This is a genomic window from Streptomyces sp. KM273126 (genome assembly GCF_004337435.2).
Lineage (GTDB): Bacteria > Actinomycetota > Actinomycetes > Streptomycetales > Streptomycetaceae > Streptomyces > Streptomyces acidicola.
Genome location: NZ_SJXB02000001.1, coordinates 1,554,631 through 1,568,615, shown reverse-complemented (window position 1 = coordinate 1,568,615; position 13,985 = coordinate 1,554,631). Strand labels below are relative to the sequence as shown.

Annotated in this window: 13 protein-coding genes; 6 read left to right on the top strand and 7 right to left on the bottom strand. The window is 71.5% G+C overall.

Translation table 11 applies throughout. The features are described 5' to 3' along the window. The first annotated feature begins 41 nt into the window (after positions 1–41). On the top strand, positions 42–479 hold the full coding sequence (gene arfB / locus E0500_RS06770; RefSeq protein WP_131561170.1) for an alternative ribosome rescue aminoacyl-tRNA hydrolase ArfB: 438 nt from the start codon (positions 42–44) through the stop codon (positions 477–479). Between the two features lie 45 nt (positions 480–524). On the opposite strand, the gene E0500_RS06765 is transcribed toward arfB, so the two are convergent. Both E0500_RS06765 and E0500_RS06760 read right to left on the bottom strand, forming a co-directional pair. Continuing rightward, positions 525–998, bottom strand: coding sequence for a GNAT family N-acetyltransferase (locus E0500_RS06765; protein WP_131561171.1), 474 nt, complete (start codon positions 996–998; stop codon positions 525–527). A 95-nt stretch (positions 999–1,093) separates the two neighbouring features. Next, positions 1,094–1,660: a flavin reductase family protein gene (locus E0500_RS06760; RefSeq protein ID WP_131561173.1), complete on the bottom strand. Its 567-nt coding sequence runs from the start codon at positions 1,658–1,660 to the stop codon at positions 1,094–1,096. Between the two features lie 355 nt (positions 1,661–2,015). Here E0500_RS06760 and cdgB point away from each other — a divergent pair, with 355 nt between their 5' ends. After that, the gene (gene cdgB, locus E0500_RS06755) at positions 2,016–3,725 is read left to right on the top strand and encodes a diguanylate cyclase CdgB (RefSeq protein ID WP_131561175.1); all 1,710 of its coding nucleotides are present in this window, start codon (positions 2,016–2,018) and stop codon (positions 3,723–3,725) included. A gap of 196 nt (positions 3,726–3,921) precedes the next feature. After that, positions 3,922–4,881, top strand: coding sequence for a CBM35 domain-containing protein (locus E0500_RS06750; protein ID WP_131561176.1), 960 nt, complete (start codon positions 3,922–3,924; stop codon positions 4,879–4,881). 38 nt (positions 4,882–4,919) lie between these two features. Here E0500_RS06750 and E0500_RS06745 read toward each other — a convergent pair whose 3' ends face one another. From E0500_RS06745 to E0500_RS06735, 3 genes are all read right to left on the bottom strand, one after another. Beyond that, a complete protein-coding gene (locus E0500_RS06745; protein WP_131561178.1) occupies positions 4,920–5,846 on the bottom strand; it encodes a 1-phosphofructokinase family hexose kinase in 927 nt (308 codons plus the stop codon). A gap of 129 nt (positions 5,847–5,975) precedes the next feature. Continuing rightward, positions 5,976–7,187 (bottom strand): N-acetylglucosamine-6-phosphate deacetylase, encoded by a 1,212-nt coding sequence (nagA, locus tag E0500_RS06740; RefSeq protein WP_399120160.1) that lies wholly within the window; start codon positions 7,185–7,187, stop codon positions 5,976–5,978. Positions 7,188–7,306: 119 nt separating this feature from the next. Beyond that, the gene (locus E0500_RS06735; protein ID WP_131561182.1) at positions 7,307–8,293 is read right to left on the bottom strand and encodes an ROK family protein; all 987 of its coding nucleotides are present in this window, start codon (positions 8,291–8,293) and stop codon (positions 7,307–7,309) included. Positions 8,294–8,508: 215 nt separating this feature from the next. On the opposite strand from E0500_RS06735, the gene E0500_RS06730 reads away from it, so the two are divergent. From E0500_RS06730 to otsB, 3 genes are all read left to right on the top strand, one after another. Further along, complete coding sequence (locus E0500_RS06730) at positions 8,509–9,732, top strand: extracellular solute-binding protein (RefSeq protein WP_131561184.1); 1,224 nt, start codon at positions 8,509–8,511, stop codon at positions 9,730–9,732. A gap of 55 nt (positions 9,733–9,787) precedes the next feature. Then, complete coding sequence (locus E0500_RS06725) at positions 9,788–10,015, top strand: DUF3263 domain-containing protein (RefSeq protein ID WP_131561186.1); 228 nt, start codon at positions 9,788–9,790, stop codon at positions 10,013–10,015. A 62-nt stretch (positions 10,016–10,077) separates the two neighbouring features. Beyond that, positions 10,078–11,037, top strand: coding sequence for a trehalose-phosphatase (gene otsB / locus E0500_RS06720; protein ID WP_131561187.1), 960 nt, complete (start codon positions 10,078–10,080; stop codon positions 11,035–11,037). Positions 11,038–11,291: 254 nt separating this feature from the next. Here otsB and E0500_RS06715 read toward each other — a convergent pair whose 3' ends face one another. Together E0500_RS06715 and E0500_RS06710 are read right to left on the bottom strand one after the other, a co-directional pair. Then, on the bottom strand, positions 11,292–12,758 hold the full coding sequence (locus E0500_RS06715; protein WP_131571638.1) for a trehalose-6-phosphate synthase: 1,467 nt from the start codon (positions 12,756–12,758) through the stop codon (positions 11,292–11,294). Between the two features lie 91 nt (positions 12,759–12,849). Beyond that, the gene (locus E0500_RS06710; RefSeq protein WP_131571641.1) at positions 12,850–13,794 is read right to left on the bottom strand and encodes a glucosyl-3-phosphoglycerate synthase; all 945 of its coding nucleotides are present in this window, start codon (positions 13,792–13,794) and stop codon (positions 12,850–12,852) included. Positions 13,795–13,985 lie beyond the last annotated feature (191 nt).

Genomic DNA, 13,985 nt, shown 5'->3' with positions numbered 1-13,985 from the left:
GTCCCGAAAAGCGCGTGACGTGGCCCGACACGCGCGGGACCATGGATGGCATGTCCGGTCCCTATCTCATCCGCGGCTCCGTCTCGCTCCCCGAGGCCGAGCTCATGTGGCGTTTCTCGCGGTCGAGCGGGCCCGGCGGTCAGCACGTGAACACCAGCGACTCGCAGGTGGAGTTGCGGTTCGACCTCGCGAGGACCGAGGCCCTGCCCGAGGTGTGGAAGCAGCGGGCCCTCGCCAAGCTGGCAGGGCGGCTCGTGGACGGCGTGGTGACCGTCCGCGCCTCCGAGCACCGCTCGCAGTGGCGCAACCGCGAGGCGGCGGCCGTCCGGCTGGCCGCACTCCTCGCCGAGGCCACGGCACCCCCGCCGAAGCCACGCCGGCCGACCCGCATACCCCGCGGCATCAACGAGCGCCGCCTCCGCGAGAAGAAGCAGCGCTCCGACACCAAGCGGGGGCGGACCGGGCGCGACTGGGGGTGACGGCATCCGTCGGGACCCCGGTCGGCGCCTCGGGGAATCGGCGGCCTACGACAGCTCCAGCACCCCGACCGTCTCGCCCTCGACCGTCTCCCCGTTGGGGCGGAAGCCGAGCCGCAGGTAGAAGTTCTCGGGGCCGTTCGGCCCGGGATGCCAGGTGACGTACAGCTCGGTGCCGCCCCGGCGGCGGATCTCGTCGGCCACGGAGCGGACGGCGAACCGGCCGTAGCCCCGGCCCTGTTCCCCGGCCGCGATGTTCAGCCGCCACAGGCCGGAGCGGAAGAGGGTGCCGTCCGTCCTCCAGTCGATGTCGAAGAAGGCCATGAGGAATCCGACGGGCCGTTCGCCGGCGACGATCAGACGTGGCCAGGCGACGCCGGTGGGGTGGACGTACGCCTCGGCCAGGGACTTCAGTACCGGGGAGACCGCGAATTCCTGTTCCGGGCGGACCCGTATGCCGGTCGCGGCCTCGAAATTCCGGGGGGTGATCTCTTCGAGGCGGAGTGCGGACGTCGTCGTCATGCGCGCACCCTAGGGCGGCGGATCACCGAGGGGCGAGCGAATTCCCTCCTCACACCGGCTTTCCGGTGTCCCCCCCACGCCGCAGGCTTCCCGCCTCAGCCCAACTGCCGGTACCGCCCCCGGAAGTACGTCAGCGGCCCCCCGTCCGCGCCCCGGACCGACGCCGTCAGGACGCGGCCGATCACGAGGGTGTGGTCGCCGGCCGTGACGCGCTGCTCGGTGCGGCACTCCAGGGTCGCGAGGGCACCGTCCACGAGGAGTGCCCCGGAGGCCTCGCCGCGGACGTGCGGGATGTCCGCGAAGAGGAGTCGGTCGCTGACGCGGCCCTTCATGGCGAAGCGGCCCGCGATCTGGCGCTGGTTCTCGGCGAGTACGGAGACGGCCCACAGCGGCTGCTCGGCGAGCAGGTCGTCCATCCGGGAGCCCTCGCGGAGACTGACCATGACGAGGGGCGGGTCCAGGGACACGGACATGAACGAGGTCGCCGTCATGCCGACGTCCTCGCCGCGCGGCCCCTCGGGGTCCAGCGGAGGCTCGTGGGCGGTCACCAGGACCACTCCTGCGGCCAGCCGGGACAGGGCGGCACGGAACTCGTCATCGGTCACCCCCTCAGCATGCCCGGCGAGGGTGGATACGGTCGGGGCAGGAGAGGTGTTCAGCACACTTGGACGCTAGCTCCCGCCCGGTGTACGCCGCATCCGACCAGAGTCCGGAGCCGGTCCTAGGACCTCCGGCGGAGAGCGCCGAGAGGCGCCGGTTCCCGTGCGGACACATCCGGTCACAGCCCCCACACAGAGCCCTGCGTTGTGTTCAGCCGGCGGGCGGCGAAAATGCAGAACCTCCACTCAATTGTTCACGTTTTGCTGTGACTTGAGTCACAGGTGCCCTTTTTTGTTGACCCTGTGTACCGAGTGGGCAGCGCGCTGTGATTCAGTGGCTGAGAGCTTACGAGTAGTACGCCGACCAGCACGCCGATGACAACCCTGGAGTTGCTGCGAGACCTCGGGGGGAGGGCGAATGGAGACCGACACCGACTCGGAGCCGTACGTCCGGCTGAGGACTCTGCGGCAGCTGCATCAGGTCATGGCGGACATGAACACCGCACGCAGCCTGGCCGACACGCTGCAGACCGTCGCCGACGGCATCGTCAACGGACTCGGCTACGAGCTGTCGTGCGTCAACCTCGTGCGCCCCGACGGAGACCTTGTCGTCGCCGCGCTCGCGGGCAACTCCGCGGCCGAGGCGCTCATCACCGGCCGCGTCGGCTCCCGCGACTCCTGGGACCGCCGGCTTGGCATGGGCGAGGCCTGGGGCGACCTGCGGTTCATACCGCACACGGAGGGCTGGGTACTCGACGACGACGATGTGCCCCAGTGGTTCACCGACGGCCCCGCGCCCCGCTTCGAGGACGAGTGGCACCCCGCCGACCGCCTCTTCGCGCCGATGTACACCCCGGGTGCCTCAGGCACCTCGGGCACCTCGTGCGGCGAGCTGCTCGGCGTGATCTCCGTGGACCGGCCGCGCAACGGGCGCCGCCCCGGCGCGTGGGGGCGCGAGGCGCTCCAGATGTACGCCTTCCAGGCCGCCATCGCGATCAGCAACGCCCGGCTGCGGGCCAACATGCAACGCGCACTGGTCAGGCTCGAACGGGAGCAGCAGGCACTGCGGGCCAGTGAGGAATCCTTCCGGCAGGCCTTCGAGTACGCGCCGTCCGGCATGGCCATCGCCGAGATGGGCGGCGAGGAGCACGGCCGGATTCTCAGGACCAACGACGCGCTGTGCCGGCTGCTCGGCCGCCGCGCCTCCGCGATGCGCCGCTACGCCTTCGCCGACCTCGTCCACCCCGAGGACATCGGCACGCTCCTGCGGACCTCCGCCGAGGGCGGACGCGCGGAGCTGCGGCTCGGACGCCGTGACGGGACGTACGTCTGGGTGTCCCTGCGCAACTCCGTGGTCGCCGACGCCGCCGACGGGCCCCGCTTCCTGCTCACCCACGTCGAGGACATCGAGGAGCGCAAGCGCCGCGAGCTCCAGCTCGCCCACCGCGCCTCGCACGACTCGCTCACCGGACTGCCGAACTCCGCCGAGCTGCGCTCCCGCCTGTCCGCCCGCCTCTGCAGGCGCTCGCAGTCGCTGCCCGCCGGCGCGGCCGACTCCATGGACGCGGCGTTCGAGCGGTACGACCAGTTCGTCGAGGGACACCCGGCGTTCGACGTGAACGGTCACGGGTACGCGTTCGGCGCCGGACCCGGATCCGGCACCGGGACGTACGACACCTTCGACCACCATGTGCACGTCGTCGCCCCCGAGGGCGAGCACGACGACGGCACCAAGGGGCTCGCGGTGCTCTTCTGCGACCTCGACGGGTTCAAGTCGATCAACGACCGCTTCGGGCACAACGCGGGCGACGCCGTCCTCATCGAGGTGGCCCGGCGCCTCGGCGGCGCCGTACGCGACGGGGATACGGTCGCCCGCCTCGGCGGCGACGAGTTCGTGGTCCTCGCCGACGGACTCGGCCGCGCCGATGCACAGGACCTCGCCGTACGGCTGCGCAACGAGATCATCCAGCCGATCCGCGTCGACGGCCGTGCCATGCGGGTCGGTGCCAGTTTCGGCATCGGCTGGGCCCACTGCGGCATGACGGCCGACGAGGTGCTGAAGTCGGCCGACGAGCGGATGTACATCGAAAAACGGTCACGTCCCAGACAGCACCGCCGTGCGGGGTGAATCACTGGTGTACTCCACGTGCACTCCAGGTGCACGACCCTCTTCCCGCAGGTCAGCACCGTGATCCGGGTGAAGACGGACGGTGTGATCGGCGTGATGATCCAACCGGAGTCACCCGTTTGGGCCACCTGGAGCGGGTAGGCTCGCCACTCACACACGTACCGAATCTGTACCGCACCGCTGAGGAGATCTTGGGATGACGCCCGGCAGCAACGGCGCGAGCACGCCCGAGGACGACGACCCGTTCGGCTATCTGTACGCCGACGGTCAGGCCCGGGGCGCCCAGCCGCCGTCGGGGGGCTACGGCTACCCCAACGCCGTCAACAGGGTGCGGGCGGTCGGTGAGCGCAAGTACGGGCAGCAGGCCGCCCAGGCGCCGCAGCAGCCCGGCCAGACGGCCGCGTACGGCCAGGTGCCGCAGCAGGGCGCCTACGGCCAGCCGAACGCGAACTACCAGGCGCCCGAGGCCTTCTCCGGCGGCGCGCCCACAACCCGTCAGGCCGCGCACGGTGGTGGCGGTGGCGGCCGGGGCCGCGGTCCCAACACCAAGGGCCTCCTCATCGGCGCGATCGCCGTGGTCGCCGCCGTCGTGATCGGCATCAGCGTGGCCATGCTGGGCGGCGACGACAGCGAAAACACCGGTGGCGACACCGGTGCGTCCTCCGCCCCGTCTGCCGACGGGAGCGCCGAGCCCAGCCAGTCGTCCTCCGAGAAGGCCAACGACGACGCGGACGCCGAGCTGCCGAAGATCGACGCGAAGGCGCTGCTGCTCGGCGGCGGCGCCACCACCGCGTCGGACATCTCCGGCGCGAAGGCGGACGGCGGCGTGTACGTGACCGGCTTCAACGTGCCCGGCGCGTCCGTGACGTGGAATGTGAACGGCATACCGAAGAAGGGCCAGTACCGCCTGTACGTCAACTACGGCGTGCCCGGCAAGGACGCCGACGCCACGCTCTCGGTCAACGGCACGGCCCAGACCCGCCCGCTGAACATGAAGAACTTCGCGAACGCCGCCGAGGGCGACTACGAGAAGGGCTGGACGGAGACCTGGGCGAACGTCCAGCTCAACAAGGGCACCAACACCATCAAGCTCTCCTGCGAGCAGGGCAACCAGTGCGACGTCAACCTGGACCAGCTGTACCTGGTGAAGGACTGAGCCGAACGGCCCGGTGACCGGTGATGGGTGACCGGTGCTCAGGCCGCGTCGGCCCCACCGACCACCCGCACCTGCTCCACCAACTCCTCGTACGCCGCCCGGTCGAACTCGCCCGCCACGGGTGCGAGGACCGTCGCGGCCGACAGTGCCACCGCCCGGGCCAGCCGCTCGGGCCACGGCAGGCGCTCCACGAGACCCGACAGCAGCCCCGCGACCGCCGAGTCGCCCGCGCCCGTCGGGTTGCCGCGGACGCGGCGGGGCGGCGTCGCCCGCCAGTGGCCCTCGGCGGTGTGGGCCAGCAGCCCGTCGGGCCCCAGGGAGGCGACCACCGTGTGGGCGCCGCGGCGGCGGGCGTCCCGGGTGGCCCGGGCGGGCTCGTGGGAACCGGTGAGTTCGGCGAGTTCCTCGGTGTTCGGCTTGACCAGGTCCGGGCGGGCGGCCACGCCCCGGCGCAGGGGCTCACCGCTCGTGTCGAGGAGCACCGGGACCTTTGCCGCTCGCGCGGCCCGGACCAGTCCCGCGTACGCACCCACGGGCACTCCCTGCGGCAGGCTGCCGCACAGTGCGACCGCCGAGGCGGAGCCCAGCAGATCCTCGTACACCTCCTGGAAGGCGTTCCACTCGGTGGGCGTTATGGCCGGGCCCGGCTCGTTGAGCTGAGTCGTGTCACCGGTCGCGTCGACCACGGCGACGGTGCGGCGGGTCGTGCCTTCGACGGGCACCAGTGCGTCGACGACGCCGGTGGTGCGGGCGAGTTGCTCCTGAAGGGCGCGTCCCGTCGTGCCGCCGGCGAAGCCCGTGGCGGTCGCCTCGTGGCCGAGGGCCGCGAGGACGCGGGCCACGTTCAGGCCCTTGCCGCCGGGGCGTTCGGTCACCTCGGTCACCCGGTGCGAGGTGTGGGGCGTGAGGTTCCGTACGCGATAGGTGATGTCGAGAGCGGTGTTCAGCGTGACCGTGAGGATCACCAGGGCCGGTCCTCCCCCCAGGTTCGATGGCGCACTTCGTCGGGCCGGGAAAGCTGCTGCTGGTCCTGATCATGCCAAAAGAGGTGGCGGTCGGCCCAGACCCGGAAGCCGGCCGCCCGCTTTCACTGGTCAGAGTGCGACCACCCACTCACCCCGCCGCATCACCCCCTTCAGCGCGAACTGAGCGTCCAGGACCACCAGATCGGCGTCCTTGCCGGGGTCGAGGGAGCCCACACGGTCGTAGACGCCCAGCAGCCTGGCCGGATTGGCGGCGACGGCGGCGACCACGTCCTCCACCGGCAGCCGGTCGACGGTGACGGCACGCTGGAACGCGCGGTCCAGCGTGAGCGTCGAACCCGCGATCGAACCACCCTCCACCAGCCGCGCCACGCCCGCGCTGACCTCGACCTCCAGCGGACCGAGCCGATACCGCCCGTCACCGAAGCCCGCCGCGTCCATCGCGTCCGTGATGAACGCCACCCGGGAGCCGCCCGCATGACGGAACGCCAGCTCCAGGGACGCCGGATGGAGATGGACACCGTCGTTGATCAGCTCGACGGTGACCCGCTCGTCCTCCAGCAGCGCCGCCACCGGCCCGGGCTCGCGATGGCCGAGCTGCGGCATCGCGTTGAACAGATGCGTGGCCACGGTCGCCCCCGCGTCGATGGCCTCCGCCGTCTGCTCGTACGTCGCGTCCGTGTGCCCGATCGCCGCGATCACCCCGTGCTCCACCAGGAGCCGTACGGAGTCGATGCCGCCCGGGAGTTCGGTGGCGAGCGTGACCATCGTGGCGTGACCGCGCGCCGCGTCGATCACCTTGCGGACCTCGGCCGGGTCCGGGTGGCGCAGCAGCGCCTCGGAGTGTGCGCCCTTGCGGCAGGGCGAGATGAACGGGCCCTCGAAGTGGATACCCGCGATCTCACCCTGCTCGGCCAGCTCGGACAGCAGGCCCGCCCGCTGTGCGAGGAAGTCCATGTCGACGGTGACGGTCGAGGCGACGAGGGTGGTGGAGCCGTGGAGGCGGTGGGTGTGGATGCCCTGGAGGATCTCGTCGGCCGTCCCGGAGGTGAAGGAGGCGCCGCCGCCACCGTGGTTGTGCATGTCGACGAAGCCGGGGACCAGCCAGTGTCCGGTGAGGTCGATCACCTGGGCGCCCTCGGCGATCCCGGCGATCCCGGCGGCCCCGTCCGCGCGCTCCGAACCGTCCGCCCGTTCCGAACCGTCCGCCCGTTCCGACGCGCCCGGCTGTTCCGACACATCCGCGATCCGTGAGCCCTCGACGACCACGCGGCCGCCGTCCACGATGCCGGTCGGCAGGACCACCCGGGCGCCGGAGAGCACCGTGCACGGCGCGCCGCGGGAATCGCGCGGAGCACGGCGAGCACGGCGGGCACGGTCGGAATGCTGCGGGGCGCGGTCCGGCACCGGACTCTGCCGGTCCCGTTCACTGGCCGTGGCCATCAGGTGGTTACCTCCGGAGTCGTAGGAGTGGTGGGAGTCATGGTCAGCAGATCCCAGGCCAGCAGCCCCGCGCCCAGACATCCGGCGGTGTCCCCGAGGGCCGCGGGGACGATGGACGGCAGCTTCTGGAAGGTGACGCGGCGCTGTACGGCGGCCCGTAGCGGTGTGAACAAGGTTTCCCCGGCCTCGGCGAGCCCGCCACCGATGATCAGGATGCGTGGGTCCAGGAGGGTGAGCGCGGTGACGAGCCCGTCGGCGAGCGCGTCCACGGCGCCCTGCCAGACCTCCTGTGCGCGGGGGTCCCCGGACTCGACGGCCTTGGCGCAGTCCGCCGCGTCCGCCTCGGGGTCCCCGGACGCCGCGGCCCAGGCCTCGCTGACGGCGGACGCCGACGCGTACCGCTCCAGACAGCCGCGCTGCCGGCACGGACACGGCGCGCCCCCGGGCCGTACGACGATGTGGCCGATCTCGCCCGCGAAGCCGTGCGCGCCCGCCTCGACGGTGCCGCCGATGCCGATCGCGCCCGCGATCCCGGTGCCGAGGGGCACGAACAGAAAGCGGTCCGCGCCCTGTCCGGCGCCGATCCGGCCTTCGGCGAGTCCGCCCGTCCGTACGTCGTGGCCGAGGGCGACCGGGACGCCGTCGAGCCGTTCGCCGATCAGCGCGCGCAGCGGGACGTCGCGCCAGCCGAGGTTGGCCGCGTACACGGCGGTGCCCCGCTCGGCGTCGACGATGCCGGGGACGGCGACGCCGACGGCCGCGGCGGGCTCGCCGAAGCGGCGCTCTCCGTAGGCGCGCAGCTCGGCGGCGAAGTCGAGGATCGACTCGACGACGGCGTCCGGGCCGCGCTCGCGGCTGGTCGCCCGGCGGACCTGGTGCAGCAAGGTGGGGGGCGACCCGGCGGAGGGCTCGGAGTCGTGTTGTGCCCCCACCAGGGCGGCCTTCATCCCGGTGCCGCCCACGTCGAGCGCGATGACATGTCTCACGGGGAACAGTGTGGCCCGTGCACCTGGAAGAGGTCTAGTCCACTTACGTGGTGTAGACCTTGTGCCGAAGTTTGGAAAGTACAGGTTTGAACGTCTGTCTGCGATTCAGGGTGGACGCACGGGGCCTGGACCAAGAAGTTGGAGTACTGACAGTGCATCTGCCTGCGCATCGCCGGCGTACGACGGGTTGGCTCGCGGTGGTTACCGCGCTGGGCATGACGGCGGCGGTCGCCGGCTGCGCGGGCCCTGCCACAGCGCAGGAGGTCACGCTGAGACTCGTCGCCGCCGAGTACGGCGATTCCGCGGGGAACAGCTCGAAGAAATACTGGGACGAGCTCGTCGAGAAGTACGAGGCCGATCACCCGGACGTGCGGGTGCAGGTCAGCGTTTACTCGTGGAACGACGTCGACCGCAAGGTCAAGGAGATGGTCGCGGCGGGCAAGGCGCCCGACATGGCGCAGATCGGCTCGTACGCCGAGTACGCCGCACGCAACCAGCTCTACGAAACCGGCCAGCTGCTCTCCATCCCCGTACAGGCCGATTTCCTGCCGCAGCTCAGCGACGCGGGCAAGGTGAGGCGGGTCGCGTACGGGATGCCGTTCGCCGCGTCCACACGGGTGCTCTTCTACAACAAGAAGCTGTTCGCCGACGCGGGGATCACCGACACGCCTCAGACGTGGAACGACCTCGCGGAGGACGCTGCCGCGCTGAAGGCCAACGGCGTCGAGACCCCCTTCGCGCTGCCGCTGGGCCCGGAGGAGGCCCAGGCCGAGACCATGCAGTGGCTGCTGAGCGGCGGTGCCGGCTACACCGACGGCGTCGGCTCCTACAAGCTCGACTCCGACGCGAACATCGAGACGTTCACCTGGCTCAAGGACGAACTGGTCGCCAAGGGCCTGACCGGCCCGACGGAACCCGCGAAGCTGAACCGCGCCGACGCGTTCGCCGCGTTCGCGCGCGGCGAGGTCGGCATGCTCAACGGCCACCCGACCCTCATGGAGGCCGCCGCCAAGCAGGGCGTGGAGTTCGGCATGGTGCCCTTGCCCGGCCGCGACGGCGCGGCCCGCGCCAACCTCGGTGTCGCCGACTGGATGATGGCCTTCAAGCAGAACGGCAACCGCCAGGAGATCGGCGAGTTCCTCGACTTCGTGTACAGCGAGAAGAACGTGCTGGACTTCTCCCGCGAGTACGACCTGCTCCCGGTCACGACGTCCGCCTCGGAGGCCATGTCCGCCAGCAAGTCGGACGCCGACCTCACGCCTTTCCTCGACGAACTCCCGCAGGCCGAGCTGCCCCCCGTCGGCAAGAAGTCCTGGGCCGAGGTCAGCGCCGCCGTCAAGGAACGCATAGGCAAGGCCGTCTCCGAGAACGGGAACCCCGAGGCGGTGCTGGAGGGACTGCAGCAGATGGCGGTGTCGGCGGAGATCGCGGACCAGTAGGTGGCACGTGTGAGTGGTGCCGGCGGTGTCAGTGGCGAGGGCTACGGTTCTGGTCATGGACGAGCTGAGCCCGCGCGAACTGGCCATCCTCGCCCTGGAGCGCCGCGGCTTCGCGGGGCCCGGGGCGAAGGAGCGGGCCATACGGGAGCAGCTGGCACTGGCGCCGGTGCGCTACTACCAGCTGCTCAACGCGCTGCTCGACGACCGGCGGGCCCTGGAGCACGACCCGGTGACGGTGAACCGGCTGCGGAGGGTGCGGGAAGCGCGGCGGAAGGAGAGGTGAGGTCTGGAGGCCGAGACCTGGAGTCTGGCATCTGCTGGACGGTGCCTGGATAGGGTCACCGTATGGGCACCCACTCGGAACCGACGGACCCCTACGACGACCTCAACGCCTCCAGTGATCCCAGCGCCTCCACGGCCTCTGCGGCCTCTGCGGCCCCGAAAAACTCGCCGGGCTTCTCCGGCGCACTGCCCGCGCCCGTGACCGCGGCCGGGCGTGACGCACTCGACGCGATCCTCGCCCGTCCCGGCCGCGTGGTGGTCGGGCTGGACTTCGACGGGACGCTCGCGCCGATCGTGCCCGACCCGGAGCAGTCCCGCGCCCACCCCGAGGCGGTCCCCGCGCTCGCGGCCCTCGCCCCGAAGGTCGCCTCCGTGGCCGTGATCACGGGCCGCCCGGCCGGTGTCGCGGTCCACCACGGGGGCTTCGCGGGCGTGGCCGGCCTGGAGCACCTGGTCGTCCTCGGTCACTACGGGGTGGAACGGTGGGACGCGGTCACCGGCACCGTCACGGCGCCGCCTTCCCACCCCGGCGTCGCCGCCGTGCGCGCCGAACTTCCCGGTGTCCTCGAACGGGCCGGGGCCCGGGAGGGCACGTGGATCGAGGAGAAGGGCCGTGCGGTCGCGGTCCACACCCGTCGGGCCGCCGACCCCCAGGCGGCCTTCGAGGCCCTGCGCGAGCCGCTCTCCGAGCTCGCCACGCGCCACGGCCTCGTGGTCGAGCCGGGCCGTATGGTCCTGGAGCTCCGGCCGCCGGGTATGGACAAGGGGGTGGCGCTGCGCGAGTACGTACGGGAGGTCGGCGCCGAAGCGGTGCTGTACGCCGGCGACGACCTCGGTGACCTGCCGGCCTTCACCGCCGTCGAGGACCTCCGCGCCGAGGGCATGCCCGGACTTCTGGTGTGCAGCGGCAGCAACGAGGTCACCGCGTTGGCGAAGCGGGCGGATCTGGTGGTGGACGGCCCGGCGGGCGTCGTACGGCTACTAGGGGGAATGGCAGCGGCGATGGCCTCACCCGCGAGCTGAGCCTGGGGGCTGCCGCCCCCAGACCCCCGCTTGTCGGCCTGAACGGCCTCGTCCTCAATCGCCGGACGGGCTGAATACCCAGCCCCTCCGGCGTTTGAGGAGCGGGGGTCCGGGGCGGAGCCCCGAAGCGAGGGCCGGGGCGGAGCCCCGAAACCCGGGGGCCTGGGGGCCCAGGGGGCGCAGCCCCCTGGGCGGGGGCGAAGGGGCGGAGCCCCTGGGATGGGACGGGTAGGGGCGGCGGGGGCGAAGGAAAGCTAGGCGTCCAGTGCGCGCAGCTGCGCCAGGAACCACTGCGTCGGCGGCAGCGCCGTCGCCCCCGCCGCGAGCCGCTTCGTGCGTTCGGCACGCTCACCCGGCGACATCGACAGCGCTTCGTGAAGAGCCCGCGCCGTACCCCCGATGTCGTACGGATTCACCACCACCGCGTCGTCACCCAGCTCCTCGTACGCCCCCGCCTCCCGGGACAGCACCAGCACACACCCCTCGTCGGAGACGACCGGCACCTCCTTGGCGACCAGGTTCATACCGTCCCGGATGGGATTCACCAGGGCCACGTCCCCCAGCCGGTACGCGGCCAGCGAGCGCGCGAAGTCGTCCTTCAGATGCAGCACGACCGGCGTCCAGTCCGCCGTGCCGTAACGGGAGTTGATCGCGGACGCGACCCGCTGCACCTCGTCCATGTAGTCCCGGTACACCTTGAGGTCCTGCCGGGACGGGTACGCCAGCGCCACGTGGACGACCCGCTCCCGCCACGACGGCCGGTCCTCCAGCAGCTGCCCGTACGCCAGCAGCCCCCGCACGATGTTCTTGGACAGCTCGGTGCGGTCCACGCGCACGATCGACCGCCGCGGGCTCCCGTCCGGCGCCGTACCGATCTGCTCCCGCAGCGCGCCCATCCGCTCGTCCACGTCGGCCTCGTGCGCCCGCCGGCGGAGGAAGTCCGCGTCGGCTCCGAGGCCGTGCACCCCGATCCGCGTCCCCGACGGGATGCCGGGGCCCAGCACCGCGTGACAGCAGTCCGTGAAGGCGTCCGCCCAGCGCTGCGTCAGGAACGCCGCCCGGTCCGCGCCGAGGATGCCGCTCAGCACCTTCGCCGCGATGTCGTCGGGCAGCATCCGGAAGTACTCCGGCGGCGCCCACGGTGTGTGCGAGAAGTGGCCGATCCGCAGGTCGGGGCGCAGCTCGCGGAGCATCCGCGGGACCAGGACCAGGTGGTAGTCCTGGACCAGCACGGCCGCACCCTGCGCCGCCTCCTCGGCCAGCGCCTCGGCGAACGCCCGGTTGTACGCCTCGTACGACGCCCACTGCCGCCGGAACTCCGCGTCGAAGACCGGCTCCAGGGGCGTCTGGTACAGCATGTGGTGCACGAACCACAGCACCGAGTTCGCGATGCCGTTGTACGCGTCCGCGTGTGTCGCGGCGTCGATGTCGAGCATCCGGACGCCGGGCTCTCCCACCCGTCGCCCACCACCGCCCTTCTGCGGAGGGGCCTCCGGCCCCGCCCCCACGATTCCCCGCCGTACGGCCTCGCGGTCGCCGTCGCTCAGCGCGGAGCACACCCATACCGCGCCGGCCTCCGGCCCGATCGCCGACAGCCCCGAGACCAGGCCGCCTCCGCCGCGCCGGGCCGTGAGCCCGCCGCTCTCGTCCAGGGCGTACGAGACAGGGCCGCGGTTGGACGCGACGAGGACGCGGGCGCCGTCGGCAGAAGCGGAAGCCATGCTCGTCAACCTAGCCCTTGTCGCATCCGCTCAAACGTACGGTTCCGCTGGGCGGCCAACACCGGCCACCGCAGCAGCCCCCGAACTCCGCTCACGCCGCCTTGCGTTCCACGTACTCCTCGATCTCCGCCATCGGAGGCCGTTCCTCGGTGTCCACCGAGTACGTGCGCGGCTCGAAGCCCTCCTCGCCCCGCTCGAACTGGGTCAGGGAGGGGCGGATCATATGGCCCCGCGCCAGGCGGAGCTGGGCGGTGCGGTAGATCGCGGCGGACATCCGGCCGAGGGCCTGGCCGTCCTGGTGGCGGTGCTTGCGGACGCCGACGTCGACCTGGGCGAGGGCGTCCAGGCCCACCAGGTGCAGGGCGTCGACCAGCATGCCCAGCTCCACCCCGTATCCGACCGGGAAGGGCAGCTGTTCCAGGAGCGAGCGGCGGGCCGCGTACTCGCCGCCCAGGGGCTGGACGAAGCCCGCGAGCTGCGGCCAGTGCATGTTCAACAGGGGGCGGGCCATGAGTTCCGTGACCCGGCCGCCCTGGCCGGCCGCGGAGCCCAGCGGGCGGTCGTACATCGCCTTGACCAGGTCGACGCCGGGGTCGGTGAGGAGCGGCCCCACGATCCCGGAGACGAAGTCCGACGAGAACTCCTTCAGGTCCGCGTCGACGAAGCAGACGATGTCCCCGCTGGTCACCAGCAGGGAACGCCACAGCACCTCGCCCTTGCCGGGCACGGCCGGGATGCGGGGGAGGATCTCGTCCCGGTGCACCACCGTCGCGCCCGCGGCGGCGGCCACCTCCGACGTACGGTCCGTCGATCCCGAGTCGACGACGACGATCTCGTCGACGAGCGGGACCTGCTGCATCAGGTCACGACGGATCGCGGCGACGATCTCGCCGACCGTCTCCTCCTCGTTGAGCGCGGGCAGCACGACACTGACCGACTGGCCCGAGGAACGTTTGGCGGCCAGGATGCGGTGGAGCGGGCGATCGGTCACGGACCAGGAGCGTGTGCTCAGCCAGCGCTCGACTTCGTTCAGCACGGTCTGCGGCTCCTCACTTTTCGATCACTGCGGATCGGTCTTCTCGATCACGCGGATCGATCACACGAGCTGATGTGTGATCCATCTCGCGGTTCGGACGTCTATCTCAACTGTCCTGGCCTTCGGTTACAGTCTTGAACAACGCGGATGACCATCGCATTGCGGGGTCACCTTTGCGTTTCAATGATCAA